We start from the raw sequence: 18770 nt of genomic DNA, 5'->3' as shown, positions 1-18770 counted from the left end.
ACCCGCAGGCCGCGCGTTGCTTGAACACCTGGGGCCAGTGGAGCGGCCGGTTCATCTGCTGATGGATCGCGCTTACGAAGGCAATGAAACCCGCCAGTTGGCGCTCGATCTTGGCTTCGTGCCGGTGGTTCCACCCAAGTCCAATCGGGTCGATCCTTGGGAGTACGACAAGGAAATGTACAAGCGGCGCAACGAAGTGGAGAGGCTGTTCCGTCGCTTGAAGGGCTACCGACGGATTTTCACGCGCTTCGAGAAGCTGGATGTCATGTTCCTTGGCTTCCTCAGCTTCGTTCTGGTCGTTGATGGGCTTCGAATGTGTTAACAGGCCCTAATTTCCATTGGCAAGTTTTCAAGCCACACGCACCCAGTTGGGTGTCCTCACGCGTCGCTTTTTCCGTCACGCATCCGCCGCAACGAACCCATCGGTCTGCCTCGCCCACAAGCGCGCGTACAAGCCACCATGTGCGATCAGTTCCGCATGCGTGCCTGACTCGACAATCTTGCCGTCGTCCATCACCACCAGCCGGTCCATGCGTGCGATGGTGGAAAGTCGGTGCGCAATGGCGATCACGGTCTTGTTGCCCATCAACGCCTCCAGGCTGTCCTGGATCGCGGCCTCCACTTCCGAATCCAGCGCCGACGTTGCTTCGTCCAACACCAGGATCGGCGCGTCCTTCAGCAGCACCCGCGCAATCGCAATGCGCTGGCGCTGACCGCCTGAGAGTTTGACCCCACGCTCGCCCACATGCGCATCGAAGCCGCTGCGGCCTTCGCCATCGATCAGCGTGTCGATGAAAGTATCGGCGCGTGCCTTGCGCACGGCGTCGAGAATCTGCGCCTCGCTGGCTTGCGGGCGCCCGTAGAGCAGGTTGTCACGGATCGAACGATGCAACAGCGAGGTGTCCTGCGTCACCAGGCCGATCTGGCCGCGCAGGCTGTCCTGAGTCACACTTGCGATGTCCTGCCCGTCGATCAGGATGCGGCCCTGCTCCAGGTCGTACAACCGCAGCAACACGTTGACCAAGGTGGATTTGCCGGCGCCGGAGGGCCCGACCAGGCCGATCTTTTCACCGGCACGCACCTGCAGATCCAGCCCCGCAATCACGCCGCCGCGTTTGCCGTAATGAAAGTGGATGTGTTCGAACTGCACCTGCCCCTGGGTCACCTGCAGCGGCAACGCATCCGGTGCGTCCTGCACCTGCACCGGTTGCGAGATGGTCTGCATGCCGTCCTGGACGGTGCCGATATCTTCGAAGATGCCATTCACCGTCCACATGATCCAGCCGGACATGTTCTGGATGCGGATCACCAAGCCGGTGGCCAACGTGATCGCGCCCACACTGATCTGCCCACGGCTCCACAACCACAGCGCCAGCGCGCAGGTGCCCACGATCAAAAAGCCGTTCGCCACCGCGATGGCGGTGTCCATGGCGGTGGTCACCCGGGTCTGCTCGCGATGCTTCACCGCCATCTGGTCGATGGCATCGCGCACATAGGCCTGTTCGCGGCCGGCATGAGCGAATAACTTGAGCGTGGAGATATTGGTGTAACCGTCGACAATGCGACCGGTCGCCTTGGAGCGCGCGTCCGATGCAATCCATGCGCGCGCCTTCATGCGTGGCACGAAGAACGCCATCAGCGCCACGTACACCACCAGCCAGATCAGCAGAGGCGCCATCAGCCACGTGTCGGCCTGCGCGAACAACCACAGTGCGCTGCCGGTGTAGACCACGATGTACCACAGCGCATCCACCATCTGCACAGCCGATTCGCGCAGCGAGGTGCCGGTCTGCATCACGCGATTGGCGATGCGCCCGGCAAAGTCGTTGTTGAAGAAGGCCAGGCTCTGGCGCACCACATAGTTGTGCATCAGCCAGCGCGAACGGTTGCTCAGGCCCGGCACGATCGCCTGATTGACCAGCAGATTGTGCAAGCCCGTGAAAAATGGCCGCGCGACCAGCGTGATCACCGCCATCCAGATCAGTTCGCCTGCATGGAGCCGGAAAAAGTCCGGTCCCGGTTTGTCGGACAGCATGTCGACGATGCGACCGAGAAAGTCGAACATCGCCACTTCCACCAACGCCAGCAGCAGCCCGGCGATCAACGTGGCCAGCAGGATCGGCCACAAGGGCCGCAGGTAATGCAGATAAAAGCGCCACACACTGCGTGGCGGCATCTCCCGCTCGATGGGCGGGAAAATATCGATCAGGGACTCGAACCAGCGGAACATTGCGCAAACGTCTGAAAAACCGGGGGCTCAGGCTAAACGATCGGGCGTCAAGCCGCAGTGGCGCTGGTCGGGCCGCAATGGCGCGCAAAAGCCGCGGTTTTCAGCGCATTCCACGATCAGGCGCGCATGCCTTACTCGCGCACGCGCGCCAGCACGCGGTTGACCTGTGCCAGATCGAAATGCCCGGGTTCGAAGCGCCCGCCCAAGGTCGCCAATTCCTGCACATGCTGCGCGTGGTCCGGGTCGGCGAGGATCTGCAACAGCGTCTGATAGTCGTCAATGCCGCCGCTGCTCCCTGGCGGGCAGGCGTTGACGCCCTCCACACAGCGCGCCACACGCAGGCCGGCATCCGGCGGCAGCAACGCTTCCACCTGCAAGCGATGCTGCCAGCCCTGCCCGGCGCCGTAGAAATAATCGAAGCTTTCCAGTTGGCCCAGGGCGCTTTCCAGGGTGACACGACCAGCATGTTTGAGCCGTGGACGCTCCGGCACATCCAGCCCGGATTCGCCATAACGCCCCACGCCCAGGTCGAACTCGTAGGGATGCGTGTTATTCCAGCCCATCACCGGCTGCAAGACGCGATGCAGCGTGGCCAGGCGCGCCGCGCCCGACACCAGCAGGCGCCGCCAGATCAACGGCGCACTGCCGGTCAATGCCACATGCAGTTGATACACCGGTGCCTGCACCGGCTGCTGTGTGGCCTTCTTTTTTGCCTTGGTCATCGTGTCGTGTTTGTTGCTGCCTGCCCGCGAGTATGGCGTGCAGGGCCGACGAATGCAGGCGCAGCTCAGGCACCGCGACGCATGCGCAGACCGAACAGCAGGTCGTACAGGATCGGAATCAGGCCCAGCGTGACCAACGTGCCCAACGCCAACCCACCGATCATGGTGATCGCCATCCCGGTCCACAGCGGGCCGGCGAACAGCATCAGCGGTACCAGGCCGACGATGCAGGTGAGCTTGGTCATGACGATCGGACGCAGCCGTTTGACCGCAGCGGCCACCACCGCCTCGCGGCGTGGCAGGCCATCGGCAAGTTCGGCCTCGATGCGTTGCAGCAGCAACACCGCGTTGTTGACGATGATGCCGGCCAGCGCCAGCAAACCGAACGTCGCCATGAAGCCAAACGGGTAGCCGGTGAGCACCAGCGCCAGCGCCGCGCCGATCAACACGAACGGCACCGCCGACAGCACGATGCACAATTTGCGGAACGAGTTGAACTGCCACACGAACAGCAACAGGATCGCGCCCAGCGCATGCGGCATGTAGTGCAGCAAGGCCTGATTGGCTTCGGCCGAATCCTCCAGCTCACCGCCAATCTCCACACGGTAGCCAGGTGGCAGTTTGAGCGCAGCGATTGGCGCGGACAGTCGTTCGACGATCTCGGTCGCGGTCAGTTGCAGATTGCGCGCAGTGACGGTGATGGCACGGCTGAGGTTGCGCCGCTGGATCGCCGACGGCTCGCTGTCGCGCAGCACCGTGGCGATCGCCGCCAGCGGCACCGGCGCGCCGCCTGCCTGCGGATACACCAGCGTATCGGCCGGATTGCCGTTGGCGGCGCGCTCCTGTGCGCTACCGCGCACGATCACCGGCACATCGGTGCCATCGTCACGGATCAACGTGGCGTCCACACCGCTGTAGCGCCCCTGCAATGCCTGCGCGATGTCCTCGCTGCTCACCCCGGCGCGGCGCGCCTTGAGCTGGTCTACCTGCACCACATAGCGCGGAATGCGCGCTTGCCAATCGTCCTGCACATCCACGGTGCCCGGCACCGCCCGCAACGCCCTGGCAATGGCAGCGGCGCTGCGACGCAACACGGCTTCGTCCGGGCCCATCACGCGGTACACCGCCATGCCGGCTTCGGTGGCACCCAGCGAGAAGCGTTTTGGCTCGGCACGCAGCGCGGGGAAATGGCTGCGCACATGCGTGCGGACCCGTGCGATCACCGCATCGATGTCGGTGCCCGGCCGCACGCTGACCGTGAAGTACGCCTGGTTGGCGGCCGGCAGCAGCGGGTTCAGGCCCAACACGATGCGCGGCCCACCATCGGCGACATAGCCGATGCTGTCCACCACCTCGGGGTTGGCGCGGCGGTCGCCCAGCCAGCGGCTGAGTTCGCTCACCGTGCGCAGGGTTTCGCGTGCGTCGCTGCCCGCCTGCAAGGTCACCGGCATCTGGAACTGCAGGCGATCGGACTTGGGCAGGAAATCGTACGGAATCGATACCAGCACGGTGATCGCCAACGCCAGCATCGCCGCCATGGCGCAGATAAACAGCGCCTTGTGCTGCAGCACACGTTCGATCACACGGCGGTAGCCGCGATAGAACCGCGATTCGGCTTCATCGCGCTTGGTGACATGCACCTTGGCGAAGTACATGCACAGCAGCGGCGTCACCGTGATGCTCAGCAACCACGACCCGAGCAGCGTCACGCCCAGCACGATGGCCAGCGAGCGCAGATATTCGTTGGTGCTGGTCTGGCCGAAGAAGAATGGTGAGAACGCCAGCACGATGACCAACGACGAAGTCAGCAAGGGCGTCGCCAACGTTCGGCCCGCATCGATACAGGCCTGGCGGCGTTCCTCGCCGGCCACCAGACGGCGCTCGATGTCTTCGGCAATGACGATGCCGTTGTCCACCAACAAGCCCAGCGCAAGAATAATGGCGGCAATCGAGACCGTCTGCAGCTCCACGTCCAGCACGCGCATGACGATCAGCGAAGCGAAGATGGTGAGCGGCACGATCGCGCCGACGATCAAGCCGGTGCGCCAGCCCAGAAACAGCATCACCACCGCCATGACGATGACAATGGTCTCGCCCATGACGTGATGCATCTTGCCCATCTCGCGCTCGACCACATCGGCCTGAAAGCTCACCACGTGCTGGGTGAAGCCGACAGGCAGCTGGCGCGCGGTGTCGTCGAGCTTGGCGCGCAGCGCCTTGCCGACATCGGCGATATTGCTGCCGGGCTGCATCGACACCGAGACCACCACCGCCGGCTGGCCCTGGTAAACGGCCGCGCTTTGCGGCGGGTCGGCCGGCATCACCTGCACCTGTGCCAGCTCGCCCAGGGTCACTTCGCGGCTACCGCCGACAGAAGCGCCCGGTACGCTCAGCAGAACGCCGCGCAACTGCCCGGGCGTGCGGATTTCGCCGGACGTGGCCACGGTCAGCGCCAATCCGGACACCGCCACCTGTCCGCCGGAGCCCACCACATTCTGCGCGCGCAATTGCGCCATCACGCTGGACGGGGTCAGGCCGCTCGCCAGCAGGCGCGCGCGATCAAACGACACGTACACGCGTTCGTCCTGCAGGCCGAACACCTTCACCTGCTCCACGCCGGGCACGCCATACAACTGCTCGCGCATGCGCCGCAGCGGGCCGCGCATTTCGCTCATCGAAAAGCCTGGCGCGGTGACTGCAATCGAGGCCACCGACACGCGCCCGAAGTCGTCGTCGACGAACGGACCAAGCGTGCCGGCAGGCAATTGCGCACCGGCCTCTGCGGCCTTGGCGCGCACATGCTGCCAGAGCGCTGGCAAATCCTGCACATCGTCGTAGGCGGTCAGCTGCACGATCGCGCTGCCCGGGCGTACCGTGGTGACGATGCGCTTGATGCCGGCCAGCTCACGCAGCTGCGCTTCAACCGGGCGCGCCAGCAGGTTCTCCACCTGCTCGCTGGGCATGCCGGGATAGGCCACCGAGACCAGCGTGTCGCGCACGGTCACCGACGGTTCTTCCTGCGAGGGGAAGCCGACAAACGCCACGATGCCGCCGATCAGGATCAGCGCTGCCGCAAACAACGTCAGCCGGCTCGAGCGCATCGCCATCTGGGTCAGCTTCATGGCAAGCGACCTCCGCTCAGTTGGGTCTGTACCTGCAGTGGTGTCACCGGCTGGCCGCTCACCAGAAAGCCCACCCCGGCGCTGACGACCTGCTCGCCTGCACGCAGCCCGCGCAGGATCTGGACGCGCTCGCCGACGATCGTCCCCAGGTCGACCGCACGTTCGATCACGGCCCGCTTCGCCGGCTGGTAAACGAACACGCTGGCCTGTTGCCGATTGAGCCACGGCACGACCGCCGACAACGGCACGCTGGGCGTGGAAGCGGCACGTGTGGGCAATGCCAGCAGCACGCTGTCGCCGCTGCGCAGCGCAGGCGCTACAGCGACCGGCTCGAGCAACGCCTGTACCGTTGCGGCATTGTCCAGGCGGTTGGAAAGACTGCGCACACGCAGCGCGATCGGCAAGGCGCCTACATCAGCCAGACGCGCGCGCACGGTTTGCCCGGGCACCAGATCGGGGCCGGCAGCTGCCGGCAGCGTGGCGACCAGTTGCACATGGCCCTGCCCTTCCACCTGCAGCACCGTCTGCCCCGCTGCCACATCTGCCTGCGGCTGTTGCAGGCGTGCCACCACGCTGCCATCGAACGGCGCGCGCAATTCGCCCAGACGCGTACCACGGCGGGCCATGGCCAGGTCGGCCCTGGCCGCCTGCAACTGCGCGCTGGCGGCATCGGCCGCTGCGCGCGCGGCAGTCAAGGTGGCATGAGAACTGGCACCGTCATCGAACATCGCCTGTTGTTGGCGCAGTTGCAGTTGCCGCTCGCCAGACTGCGCCAGCGCCGCGCGCACATGTGCGTCGGCCTGCTGTTCGCGCAGCCGCAGCGGTTCATCGTCCAGGCGCGCCAGCACCTGCCCGCGGGTCACGCGGTCGCCCACATCCACCAATACCGCAGAAAGACGGCCCGCCCCTTCGAACGCCAACTCGGCGCGTTGTTCCTGGCGCACCAGCGCCGGCACCTGCAGTGGGCTATCGCTGCCGGCGCCAAAGCGCTCCAGCTTCACCGCGCGCGGCGTCTCGGTGGCGGGCGCGTCCGGCCCGCTGCAGGCGGCTAGTGCCAGCAGCAACGTGCCGCACACCAGGCCGCGATAAAACATCGTCATCCTTCGATCCCCCGGTCTGTGCCGCTCAGCGGCTGTAGGTCAGTGCAAAGGTGCCGCCGACCACCGCGCGGCGTGCCACCAGCGGGCTGTCTTCGGCGTTGTCCAGGTAGCGCGTGCCGGTGACCCCCAGCGTGGTGGCCCAGTGGTCGCCCACCGAATGCGTCCAACTGCCACCGACCGCGGCGGCGTAGACGCCGGATCCGGCGTTGAACGCCGCAAAACGCGTCCGCTCCGCTTGCGCGTCGGTGACGCCGAAAGAGGCCTGATTGAAGCGGTGGTCGCCGCCATGCACATCCAGATCCAGGGTCACCGTGTCGCTGGCGCGATGCAGCAGGGTGAACTCCACACCGGCGCGATAGCGGTTGCGGCGCGCTGCATCCCTGAGTGCGCATTCCGCCTCTGCATTGACGTTCACGTAGGGCGTCACCTGCTGCATCACCAGCGTGCGTGCGGTCACCGACCCAGGCACATCGCCCATGCCCGCCAGCAGGCGCGAGCCCGGCCGCCAGTTGCTGTCGCTTTGCAGCCGGCCCAGGTCGTAATACAGCGATTGCGAGATGTAGAAGCCAGAGTTGCTCTGGAATTGCAGGCCGGCGCCGCGCGCCGTGTCGAAGAACAGCACGCCACGTTGCACCACCAATACCGGATTGAATTGCACGCGTGCGCGCTCGGCACCGGCATAGTCTGGCGTGGCCACTGCTGCGGCGCCCGCAGTGATTTCAGTCCGGTCTCCCAGCAGGCGCGAGCTCCCGGTCAGATCGGTTTGTGCATGCGCGATGCACGGAATGGCGGTCATGCAGGCGAGGACGCTGGTGCGAACGGCACGGGTGCCACGCAGGCGATTGAAGGACGTTGCATTCATCGGAAGTCTCCGGCGGAAGTCAGGAAGCGGTGGGCAGGCGCACGCCGTAGAACGCCTGAAACAGCGCAATACGGCTCAGCACGCGCTGACGTGCGGTGTCCAGGTAATCGAGTTCGGTCTGGGCGATGCGCGTACGCTCGGCCAGCAGCGCGCTGCGGTCTTCCAGACCGGCATCCACGCGCGCGTGCATTCGCGCAAGACGCAGTTGCTCGCGTTCGACCTGCGCGCGCGCGCGCGGCTCGGCCTGCGACAAAGTGGCGTGCGCGTCGAGCGCGTTGGCGACCTCACGAAATGCAGACTCGATTACCTGCTCGTAGGCGACGACATCGGCGCGTTTGCGCACCTGCGCCAACTCCAGATTGGCGCGGTTACGGCCACCATCGAACAACGGCAGATTCAGTTGCGGCATGAAGCTCCACAAGCCGTGGCCTGCGGAAAACAAACCGTTCAATCCGTCGCTGGCAGTGCCCACGCTGCTGCTCAAGGTGATCGACGGAAAAAACGCCGCACGCGCCGCGCCGATATCGGCATTGGCCGCGCGCAACTCCAGCTCGGCCTGCTGGATGTCCGGGCGTTGCAGCAACAGCGACGAATCCAGGGCGCGCCAGGCACTGGCAGGCGTATCAGCAGCGATCAGACCCTGCAGATCGCCGGGTACCGGCGTGCTGTCGTAGCCGACCAGCAGCTGCAGCGCACGCACCGCCGCAGCGTGATTGTCGTTGCCCTGCAAGGCCGCCACATGGGCCTGATCGGCCTGACGGCGCTGCGCATCGCGCTCGTCGCGCGCAATCAGCCCCACCTGATAGTGCCGCTCGGCAATGGCAAGCAACGCAGCGCTGTCGGCATCGAGCGATTGCAGCTGTTGCAGCGCCTGCGCAGTGGTGCGCTCGGCGGTGTAGGCACGCAGCACCTCAGCAATCAGGGCACCACGCGCGGCATCGCGGCCGTAGGTGCTGGCCAGGTAACGCTGGCGTGCGGCCTCGGACATCGCCTGCAGCTTGCCAAAGAAATCCACTTCGAAATTGCCGATCCCGGCATTGGCAATCACCAGGTCCTGCTGGTACCGCGCATCCAGCGCCGGGTTGTCGAAATGTTGCCGGAGCTGCTGTGCGCCGACGGCGAGCGCCGGCAGTCGCGACGCCTGCGCGATACCGGAGTGCGCACGCGCCTGCTCTACCTGCAACGCAGCGCGGCGGACATCGCCGTTGTGCGCCAACGCACGTTCAACCAGAGGCCGCAGGTCGCGGTCTGGTGCGAAGCGCTGCAAGAACGCGCGCGCTTGTTCGTTCAAAGCGACGGTGGTCGTCGCGTTGGCGTCGGTCCGATCGGATGCCGGCGCGGATGCAGCCTGCGGACTGCCGAACGTGGCCGGCACGCTGACCGCCGGGCGCTGGTAGGCCGGCGTGAGCGAGCACCCAGCCGCCAGCACCGCACTGGCGGCAACCAGGCACACGCAAGACCAACGATGCGGAATAATTTGTGGAATCATGATGTCGGAGCACAGAGCCAATCTCGACCGACATCCTCGACCCGCAGCGTCCAGGTTGTTTTCGGGAATTATCCAGATTTGATCGAGACGACAGGGCAACACGCCATGACAGGCAAAAAGGTTCTGCTGGTAGAAGACGACGCCGATAGCGCCAGCATTCTGGAGGCCTATCTACGCCGCGACGGCTTCGATGTGGCGGTGGCCGGCGATGGCGAACGCGCCATCCAGCTGCACCGGCAATGGGCACCGGATCTGGTGCTGCTGGATGTGATGCTGCCCAAGCTCAGCGGCATCGAGGTGCTGTCGGCAATCCGCCGTGCCAGCGACACGCCGGTGATCATGGTCACCGCCATTGGCGACGAACCGGAGAAGCTCGGCGCCCTGCGCTACGGGGCCGACGATTATGTCGTCAAGCCGTACAGCCCAAAGGAAGTGGTGGCACGCGTACATGCCGTACTGCGCCGAAGTGTGGCCGTGCGTGCGCCGGGCGAGCCCTTGCAGCACGGCCGGCTGAGCGTGGATCCGGCCGCGGTGGTCGCCAGCGTGCAAGGCGAGAACGGCGACAGCGTGGCGCTGGATCTGACACCGACCGAATTCAATCTGCTCGCGCTGTTGCTCAAGACCCCATGCAAGGCCTTTACGCGCAGCGAACTGCTCGACGCCTGCCTGCCCGACAGCGATGCCTTGGAACGGGTGGTGGATTCGCACATCCACAACCTACGCCGCAAACTTGAAGTGCATGGCATCACCGGCGTGCTGGTCACCGTACGCGCAGTGGGATACCGCTTTCAATGAAGGCGCTGCGGCGATTTCATGCGTGGCGCAACCAGGCCCCGCTGTGGTGGTGGGTGGGGCTGCGCATGAGCGCGCTGGCGGTCCTGACCATGATGGTCATCGCCTTCGGCATGTGGTGCTATTTCAATCTTCGCTACAGCCTGATTCTGAGCAACGTGCCCGCCGAGCCGCGTGCCGAGATCTCCCAGCTGATCGCGCAGCCCAGGGCCAACCAGGCCCGCCTGTGGGAGCTGTTCCAGCGCTATTACGACATTGAAAATTTCCTGCCCGGGCTGGCCAATCCGGACTGGTGGATGCTGGGCGCCATGATGACCATCTCGGTCCCGGTCATCCTGTTCTGCGGCCTGCTCGCGTCGCGGCCGCTGTCGCGGCAATTTTCGCAGGTGGCTTTCGCGGCGCATCGGGTCAGCGATGGCGATTTCGGCGCACGCGCACACGTGGTGCGCGGCGCACCGGACGAGCTCACCGCCCTGGCCGACGACTTCAATACGATGAGCGGCAGGCTGCAGCAGTACGAGCGCGAATTACGCGACTCCAGCGCGATGTTGGCGCATGAATTGCGCACCCCGCTCAATGCCGCGATGGGACGCGTGCAAGGCATGCTGGATGAGGTCTTCCCGCGCGAACCCGAGCAACTGCGGCTGGTGCATCGTCAGCTGGAGCAGATCAATCGCCTGATCGGGGATTTGCACCTGGTGTCGCTGGCGCGTGCCGGCCAATTGGTGCTGGAGCCGGAAAGTGTCGAGCTGCGGGAGCTCGTCGCCGAACGCATCGAGTGGGCGGGGCCGGCGCTGCGCCAGGCGCAGATGGCGATCCATTACCCCATGCATCCCCCGCTGCGCTTGCGTGCCGACCGGCACCGGCTGGGCCAGGTGTTGTCGATCCTCATCGATAACGCGTTGCGCTACGCCGCAGCCGGCAAGCTGCTGGAAATCGAGGTGCACCGCGAGGGCACCAGCGTGCAGCTCACTTTGGGCGACCGTGGGCCGGGCGTAGAGCCTGCGCAATTACCGCATCTGTTGGACCGCTTCTGGCGCGCCGACAGCTCGCGCGCACGGCATTCCGGCGGCAGCGGCCTGGGCCTGGCGATCGCCTCGGCCATCTGCCAGGCGCACGATGGCCGGCTGGTCGTCAGCAACCGCCCCGGCGGTGGCCTGCTGGCCGGCGTGCGGTTACCGCTGGGGCGTTGACGCCCCCCAAACGCGCACGCCGCTGCAGTTGCCGGCCACAGCAGACAACTGCGCGCTATCACCGCGATTGCAGGCTCGGCACCGCGTCGCTCACGTGGGCGTGGCGACGCATGATCCAGTTGAACAACGGCGTGGCCATCAACGTGGACAGGATCGCCATCAGCACCAGCACCGAGAACAGGCCTTGTTCGATCACACCCGCCTGCAAGCCGATGTTGATGATGATCAGCTCCATCAGCCCGCGTGCATTCATCAGCGCGCCGATCGCCATCGCGTCGCGGTTGTTCTCGCCGGTCGTACGCGCCGCTGCCCAGCAGGCCACGCCCTTGCCGATGAACGAGGCGGCCAGGATCGCCACGCCGGCCAGCATGATCTGCGGCTGCAGCAACACGCTGAGCTGGGTTTTCAAGCCCGAATAGGTGAAGAACATCGGCAGCAGCAAGACCACGACGAACGGCTGCAGCATCTCGCGCAGCTTCTCGGTCAATGCGCCTCTGGGCAGGCAGACGCCGAGCAGGAAACCACCGAAGACCGCGTGGATACCGATCGCGTCCATCGCCCAGGCGCTGACGCAGAACAGGATCAGCACCACTGCCAACACACTATTGCTCAGCGGCTGGCCGGGCACCACATGATCGGCCAGCCGCTTGAGCAGATGCCGGCCGACGAAAATCATGAAAACCGCATACCCAATGCCGCCGCCGATGGCCAGGTAGGCACTGCCCCAACTGCCGCCGAAGCTGGCCAGCACCACGGCCAAAATGCACCACGCAGACGCATCGTCGAACGCACCAGCGGTCAACGCCAAGGTCCCCAAAGGGCTAGTGGCCAGACCGCGCTCGTGGATGATGCGTGCCAGCATCGGGAAGGCGGTGATCGCGATCGCCGCGCCCAGGAACAGCGACGCTTCCATCAGCTTGGCCTTTTCCGAGAACAGGCCTTCCACGTTGATCAACCATGGGCACATGGCAAACGCCAGCAGGAACGGCACCGCGATGCCCGCCAGCGACACGCTCATCGCGCTGCGATAGCGCGCGCGAAAGTGATCGCTGCGAAAATCGGTACCGACCAGAAACATGTACATGCCCACGCCGAACTGCGCGAACACGTACAGCACGTCCATGGTCTGCTTGGGGAACAAGGCCGCCTGCGCGCCAGGTGCCAGCAAGCCGAACAGCGAGGGCCCCAGCATCACGCCGGCAATCATTTCGCCCACCACCTGCGGCTGTCCGAGGCGCTTGGCCAGCATGCCGACCAGCCGACACACCAGCAAGATCGCGGCAGCCTGCAAAAAGAAATACACCGACATCTGCGCAGTGGTCATGCGTGCGGCAACATCCCTGAAAAGTGCGCAGATCGTAACCGGACATGCCGCGCTTCGATAGCATGCAGTTGCCGGTGGCTATCCGGGCCCAAGCGCGCGCCTGGGCCCGCCAGACGCAGCGCGGCGGCTACGCGCACCTGCCTGCATCACTTGCCCGCAGCGGTTTCGGTCGGCACCGGCGTCAGCACCAGATCCTGGAAATCGAAGCTGAAATCGGTCAGCGGCGAAATCGGCTCCATGCGCATCTCGCGCACCGCGCCATCCGGCGTCAGCAAGAAATTGACGAAGGCATCGGCATTCAAGGAGCGGTCGTCCCAGCGCACGATGAAGCTGTCGTGCTGCCAATGCTCCAGCGTGCCCACGAGTTGGGCGGTCTTGGCGAACTGCAGCCGCAGCCGCTTGCCGTCCTGGACAATCACCACATCGCCGTACCACGGGTCGCGGTAGGTGGCCGCGTAACTGCGCAGCGGCAACGACGGGGTGGACCGCGCCGCACGTGCGTCCTGGTGCTTCTTCCAGCTGGCATCGGCATCGCTGTCGGCCTTTTCCACCAGTTTGGCGTAAGCGGCCGTCCAATCGGTGGGCGGCACCCGCAAGAACGCATCCAGCACCTGGAAGGTCACTGCGTTGAATGCGGCGCCCACTTCCTGGTTGGTCAACACCACCACGCCCAGTTTCTGATCCGGCAGCAGCGTGAGGCGCGACACCATGCCGGGCCAGCCACCGGTATGCCACACCATGCGATGGCCACGGTAATCGCTCAAGCTCCAGCCCTCGCCGTAACCGGCGAAGTTCGGCCGTGCCGCGGCAAACTCGGGCAACTGCACCTCACCGATCGGAATCGGCGTGATCATCGACCACATCTCGTGCTGACGCTTGGCGCTGAACAAGGGTTTGCCATCGGGCAGGATGCCGCCGGCCAGTTGCACGTTCATCCATAGCGCCATGTCGTGCGCACTGGAATAAATGCCGCCGGCACCGGAGTTGTTGGACCAGGTCAGCGGCGCCACCGTGCGCAACTCGGTGAAGTCGTACTTGGCATGCCCCACTGCAGCGTGATCGCCAGCCTGCAGATGGTCGGCGTTGAAGCGCGTGCCGCGCATGCCCACCGGGGCGAAAATACGTTGCTGCAGAAACGCCTCGTAACTCTGTCCGGAGACCTGCTCGATCACCTTTTGCGCGACCGCGTACAGGATGTTGTCGTACGCATAACGGTCGCGAAAACCGCCCTTCAGCGGCACCTTGGCCAGGCGCTGCACGACTTCTTCGGTGGTGTAGCTGGTGGTGGGCCAGAACAACAGGTCGCCCGCCCCCAGACTCAGGCCGCTGCGGTGCGCCAGCAGATCGCGGATGCGCATTTCGCCGCCCACATACGGGTCGGACATGCGAAACCACGGCAGATGGTCGATGACCTTGTCCTCGAGCGAGAGCTTGCCTTCGTCGGCCAGGATCGACAGCGATGCGGCAGTGAAGGCCTTGGTGTTGGATGCAATGGCAAACAAGGTGTCGGCCTGCACCGGCGCGGGCTTGCCTGTCTCGCGCACGCCGTAGCCGCGCTCCAGCACCACCTGGCCGTCCTTGACGATGGCCACCGCGATACCTGGCACATCGAACTGTTTGCGCACACGCTCCATCTGCACGTCGAACTGCTGCATGCCGGCGGGAAGTTCGGCCGCGTGCGTTGTCGCCACCAAGCTTGCCACCATCAGCACGCCCCCACTCAGCCATCGCTTCAAGGTCACTGCATCGCCCTCAGGTTTTCGGTCAGATCGATCCGCTGGCGCCATCCAACGACAACGGCTGCGGCGACACCAGCACGCCATTGGCATCGGCATACAGCCAATGGCCTGGAACGAAGGGCACGCCCGCAAAACTCACCGGCACATCCACATCGCCCAGATCGCGTCGCTCGGTGCGGCGCGGACAGGCGGCCAGCGCCAGCACCCCCAACGGCAGCGAGGCAAGCATCTCGACATCGCGCACGCCGCCATGGATCAGCACGCCGGCCCAGCCGTTCGCCACCGCGTTGGCCGCGATCTGGTCGCCCAGCAGCGCATGCTTCAGCGAGCCCTGGCCGTCCACCACCAGCACCCGGGCATCGCCCGGCGTGGCGGCCAGCTCGCGCATCCGCGAGTTATCTTCGAAACAACGCACCGTGACCATCGGCCCGCAGAACACGGTGCGCCCGCCGAAATGGCGAAACGGCGGCTCGGCAATCGTCACCTCGGGGTAGCGGTCACACAGATCAGGCGTGGTCCAGGTCATCGGGGCAGTCTCGCGCGGCAGAGCTGGCATGGTAGCCGGCCGCGGCGGTGTGCGGGCGACCTGTGAGGCGCCGCGTAAGCACCCAGGCAGCGGCGGTGCGCGGATGTGGGCAGTACGTAGCCCTGCGGTTTCTTGGTTGCCGCTGCGGTGGGCGCGCCGCGCGTCGTGTGCTGCGTGCTGGCCGTTTTCAGTGGCGCATACGCGAACAGCCCCCGGCGCGACAGCCCAGAACGCGCACTGCGAATGCGCAGCTCTGGCGCATCGACGCGCATGACGCGGCCGCTGCGGTTGCCGACAACTGCGCTGTTGACGTCTTACCCAGATCGTCTCCGACAGGCTGCAATGCCCATGCGCCATGTCAGCGCTGTCGTCGTTCGCCTTCCCACAACGATAGCGACGCCGCCACGCAACGATGCCCATGCAGGCTCAACCCTTGCACCGCGCAACGGTCGCCCACGGCGACACCGGATTCGCATCGCACCATCGGCACCGCGGCTATGATCGGACGAGGCGCATTGCACCTGCCGAAGAACCTGTCATGGCCCACGCCCCCGCCAGCGAGTATCCACGCAATGACCGATCTGTTCGCTTCCGCCCCACCCGCCCTCGACGGCATCCATATCGGCATCGGTGGCTGGGTGTATGCGCCGTGGCGCGCGGGCATGTTCTAGCCGGAAGGGCTGGTACAGCGCCGCGAGCTGGACTACGCAAACCGCCACGCCACCGCCATCGAGATCAATGGCACCTACTACGGCACGCAGAAGCCGGCCACCTACGCAACGTGGCGCGATGAAGTGCCGCCGGGCTTCGTCTTCTCGGCCAAGGCGCCGCGCCGCATCACCCAGGCACGCAAGCTGGCCGGCACCAAGGCGCCGGTGGAAGACTTCATCGGCGGCATTGTGGAGCTCAGCGACACCCTGGGACCGCTGGTGTGGCAGTTCGAACAAGGGCATCGGCTGCAGGCCGACGACCTGGACGCGTTTTTGTCATTGCTGCCCAAGCGTGCGGGCACGCGTGCGCTGCGCCATGTGCTGGAGATTCGCGACCGCGATGCGGTGGATGCACCGCTGCTGGCGTTGGTGCGCCGCCACGGTGTGGCCACGGTATTCACCGATTCGCACGAGCATCCCTCGTTCGCGGATCTGTCCACCGATTTTGTCTATGCGCGTTTGATGCGCAGCCAGGCGCGCCTGCATGCGGGATATCCGGCGCCGGCATTGGCGCGCTGGGCTGAGCGCATCCAGGCCTGGCGAGGTGGCGACGACCCGGCCGATCTGCCGCATGTGGATGCATCGGCAGCGCCAGCACGTCAGCCACGCGAGGTCTTCGTGTTTTTCATCAGTGCGGCGAAGGAGCGCAACCCTGCGGCAGCGATGGCGTTGTTGAAAGAGCTATCGACACGTTAGAGCAGCTGGCAACACGATGGCGCAGCCGGCAGACGGTGCGCCCGGTGCCCGATGCGGCATGTACTGCGCGCACATACCGGTTTTGAGTGTGCCGTCCACGCCCGCCTGACGATTGCTTGCTACGTCTGCTTGGCCGCTCTTGGCCCCGCGCATGCGGCGCAATCGGCGATGCATGATGCGGCTGTGTTTGGGGTGCAGTGGCGATCACTGGGGTGGAGCACTCGATCGCGGCGTGATGTGCCAAATCGCTGGTTGACTCTACTTGCCGCGATGCGGGTGGGCGATGGCTGGCGACCGGCCGCGCGATGACTGCCCGGCAGTCACATTCGCCATTCCCTTAACCCGCCGCTGCGCCCCGCATCCGCCGCCCTTGCAACGCCGATCAACGCGTTTTCGGCGACAATGGCGCATGCCCACGACCGACCTGCGCAAGGCGCAACTGCAAATCCATTTCTGCGTGCTGCTTTGGGGCATCACCGCGATCCTGGGCAAACTGATCACGCTGCAGGCATTGCCGCTGGTGTGGTGGCGCATGTTGATCGTGGTGGTGGCGCTAGCCTTGTGGCCACGCGTGTGGTGCTCGGTTATTGCGGCATCGGCGCGCTGGTTGCCCTGCACTGGCTCACCTTCTACGACGCAATCAAGCTGGCCAATGCGTCGGTAGCGGCGACCTGCATCGCGCTGGCGCCGGTCTTTACGGCGGTGATCGAGCCGTGGGTGACCAAGCGCCCGTTCCGCCCGCGCGAGCTGCTGTTCGGGCTGGCCGTGTTGCCCGGCGTGGCGCTCGTCGTTGGCGGGGTGCCGGAGGGCATGCGGGCCGGCGTGGTGGTCGGCGCGATCTCGGCAGTCTTCGTCGGGTTATTCGGCTCGCTCAACAAACGCATGGTGGCGCATGCCGACCCGCTCACCGTCACCGCGCTGGAACTCGGCGCCGGCACGCTCACCTTGACCCTGCTCGCGCCGGCGATGCCGCTGCTGCTGCCGGCGTTGCACGGCGATCTACTGGTCGTGCCCAGCCTGCACGATGGCGTCTTGCTGCTGGCACTGTCACTGGCCTGCACCCTGCTGCCGTTCGCGCTGGCGCTGGTGGCACTGCGCCATCTCAGCGCCTATTCGGTGCAGCTGGTGACCAATCTCGAACCGGTCTACGCCATCGTGCTGGCGATCGCGCTGCTGGGCGAACAACGCGAACTCACCCTGCAGTTCTATCTCGGCGTGGCGATCATTCTTGGCGCAGTATTCCTGCATCCGGTGCTGGAGCGTCGGCGCAAGGTAGTGCATCCGGAATTGCTGGGAACGGCCGAAGCGAAAAACATCGTTGACTGACTTGCACGACGTGATGCGACAGCGCACGTCGCGCGCAGCAACTGTTACGTCTCAAAAGCCACGCTGCGGCTGATGCTCTAGCGCGGGGCGTGGGCGCTGCAGCGCTCGTCTTGAGCCGTTGCCAGGCCGGCGTGATCAGCAGGCGGACGACAGACACGCGGCGGCGCGGTCGGCGCGTCTGCCGGGTTTACCAGTCGGTGCGTTGCGGCAGCAGGCCGCGCAATTCCGCATCGCTGAGGTTGCGCCACTGCCCTGGCTTGAGCGCGGCCAGCTTGATGTTGTCGATGCGCACGCGGCGCAGTTGCGTGACCCGATAGCCAAACTCGGCGGCCATCAGGCGGATCTGCCGATTCAAGCCCTGCTCCAGCACGATGCGGAAGCCGAATTTGGCGATGCGCGCGGTGTGGCATGGCAGCGTGGTCTCGTTGTGGATACGCACGCCGCGCGCCATGCCACGCAGGAATTCGTCGGTGACCGGCTTGTTGACCGCCACCAGATATTCCTTCTTGTGGCGATTTTCCGCGCGCAGAATCTCGTTGACGATGTTGCCGTTGCTGGTCATCAGGATCAGCCCTTCGGACTCCTTGTCGAGCCGGCCGATCGGGAAGATGCGCTGCTCGTGGCCAACGAATTCGACGATATTGCCTTTGACCGAACTCTCGGTGGTGCAGGTGATGCCCACCGGCTTGTTGAGCGCGATGTAGACATGTTTGCGGCCACCGAGCTTCTTGGCCTCGCGCACGCGCAGCGGCTGGCCATCCACCAGCACGGTGTCTTCCTCGCCGACCACCGCGCCGGTGCCGGCGGGCACGCCATTGACGGTCACCCGCCGTTCGCCGATCAAGCGATCGGCCTGGCGGCGTGAGCAGAAGCCGGTTTCGGCTATGTATTTGTTGAGTCGCGTCGTCATCTGCCAATTATCGGCGATTTAGCGCAGGC

General features: G+C 65.4%; 14 protein-coding genes, 1 other RNA gene and 1 pseudogene. 6 read left to right on the top strand and 10 right to left on the bottom strand.

Features of this window, described 5'->3' with window-relative positions; genetic code table 11:
* Positions 1-322, top strand: a 322-nt coding sequence (locus tag WJW29_RS13250; RefSeq protein WP_075242545.1) for an IS5/IS1182 family transposase, incomplete at its 5' end; no start/stop codon positions are given.
* Positions 323-397: 75 nt separating this feature from the next.
* Here WJW29_RS13250 and WJW29_RS13245 read toward each other — a convergent pair.
* From WJW29_RS13245 to WJW29_RS13220, 6 genes are all read right to left on the bottom strand, one after another.
* Entirely contained in the window at positions 398-2230 is a 1833-nt protein-coding gene (locus tag WJW29_RS13245; RefSeq protein WP_011258344.1) for an ABC transporter ATP-binding protein, read from the bottom strand.
* A gap of 131 nt (positions 2231-2361) precedes the next feature.
* Positions 2362-2952, bottom strand: a complete 591-nt coding sequence (locus WJW29_RS13240) for a plasmid pRiA4b ORF-3 family protein (protein ID WP_011258343.1) — start codon at positions 2950-2952, stop codon at positions 2362-2364.
* 65 nt (positions 2953-3017) lie between these two features.
* Positions 3018-6074 (bottom strand): efflux RND transporter permease subunit, encoded by a 3057-nt coding sequence (locus WJW29_RS13235; protein ID WP_044756980.1) that lies wholly within the window; start codon positions 6072-6074, stop codon positions 3018-3020.
* On the bottom strand, positions 6071-7174 hold the full coding sequence (locus WJW29_RS13230; protein WP_011258341.1) for an efflux RND transporter periplasmic adaptor subunit: 1104 nt from the start codon (positions 7172-7174) through the stop codon (positions 6071-6073). The genes WJW29_RS13235 and WJW29_RS13230 overlap by 4 nt, the downstream gene beginning before the upstream one ends.
* Positions 7175-7199: 25 nt before the next feature.
* Positions 7200-8036, bottom strand: a complete 837-nt coding sequence (locus WJW29_RS13225; protein ID WP_011258340.1) for a MipA/OmpV family protein — start codon at positions 8034-8036, stop codon at positions 7200-7202.
* 19 nt (positions 8037-8055) lie between these two features.
* The gene (locus WJW29_RS13220; RefSeq protein ID WP_033013597.1) at positions 8056-9525 is read right to left on the bottom strand and encodes an efflux transporter outer membrane subunit; all 1470 of its coding nucleotides are present in this window, start codon (positions 9523-9525) and stop codon (positions 8056-8058) included.
* 105 nt (positions 9526-9630) lie between these two features.
* Here WJW29_RS13220 and WJW29_RS13215 point away from each other — a divergent pair, with 105 nt between their 5' ends.
* Together WJW29_RS13215 and WJW29_RS13210 are read left to right on the top strand one after the other, a co-directional pair.
* On the top strand, positions 9631-10320 hold the full coding sequence (locus tag WJW29_RS13215; RefSeq protein ID WP_012444424.1) for a response regulator: 690 nt from the start codon (positions 9631-9633) through the stop codon (positions 10318-10320).
* Positions 10317-11510, top strand: a complete 1194-nt coding sequence (locus WJW29_RS13210) for an ATP-binding protein (protein WP_011258337.1) — start codon at positions 10317-10319, stop codon at positions 11508-11510. Before WJW29_RS13215 ends, WJW29_RS13210 begins: the two co-directional genes overlap by 4 nt.
* A 58-nt stretch (positions 11511-11568) precedes the next feature.
* Here WJW29_RS13210 and WJW29_RS13205 read toward each other — a convergent pair whose 3' ends face one another.
* The 3 genes from WJW29_RS13205 to rraA form a co-directional block, all read right to left on the bottom strand.
* Complete coding sequence (locus WJW29_RS13205) at positions 11569-12834, bottom strand: cation:proton antiporter (protein WP_011258336.1); 1266 nt, start codon at positions 12832-12834, stop codon at positions 11569-11571.
* Between the two features lie 146 nt (positions 12835-12980).
* The gene (locus WJW29_RS13200; protein WP_075241746.1) at positions 12981-14657 is read right to left on the bottom strand and encodes a serine hydrolase; all 1677 of its coding nucleotides are present in this window, start codon (positions 14655-14657) and stop codon (positions 12981-12983) included.
* Entirely contained in the window at positions 14599-15099 is a 501-nt protein-coding gene (gene rraA, locus WJW29_RS13195) for a ribonuclease E activity regulator RraA (RefSeq protein WP_011258334.1), read from the bottom strand. The genes WJW29_RS13200 and rraA overlap by 59 nt, the downstream gene beginning before the upstream one ends.
* Before the next feature lie 572 nt (positions 15100-15671).
* Here rraA and WJW29_RS13190 point away from each other — a divergent pair.
* The 3 genes and pseudogenes from WJW29_RS13190 to WJW29_RS13180 all read left to right on the top strand — a co-directional run bounded on the left by WJW29_RS13190 (position 15672) and on the right by WJW29_RS13180 (position 17831).
* Positions 15672-16505 (top strand): annotated as a pseudogene (locus tag WJW29_RS13190) (DUF72 domain-containing protein).
* A 58-nt stretch (positions 16506-16563) separates the two neighbouring features.
* Positions 16564-16640: non-coding RNA, sX9 sRNA (locus WJW29_RS13185), on the top strand.
* A 426-nt stretch (positions 16641-17066) separates the two neighbouring features.
* On the top strand, positions 17067-17831 hold the full coding sequence (locus WJW29_RS13180) for a DMT family transporter (RefSeq protein WP_229002714.1): 765 nt from the start codon (positions 17067-17069) through the stop codon (positions 17829-17831).
* A 187-nt stretch (positions 17832-18018) separates the two neighbouring features.
* On the opposite strand, the gene WJW29_RS13175 is transcribed toward WJW29_RS13180, so the two are convergent.
* A complete protein-coding gene (locus tag WJW29_RS13175) occupies positions 18019-18741 on the bottom strand; it encodes a pseudouridine synthase (protein ID WP_011258331.1) in 723 nt (240 codons plus the stop codon).
* Between the last annotated feature and the right edge of the window lie 29 nt (positions 18742-18770).

The organism is Xanthomonas sp. JL1, from assembly GCF_038405005.1.
Note: the sequence above shows the minus strand (reverse complement) of the source record. Positions and strands in the feature narration are given on the sequence as shown.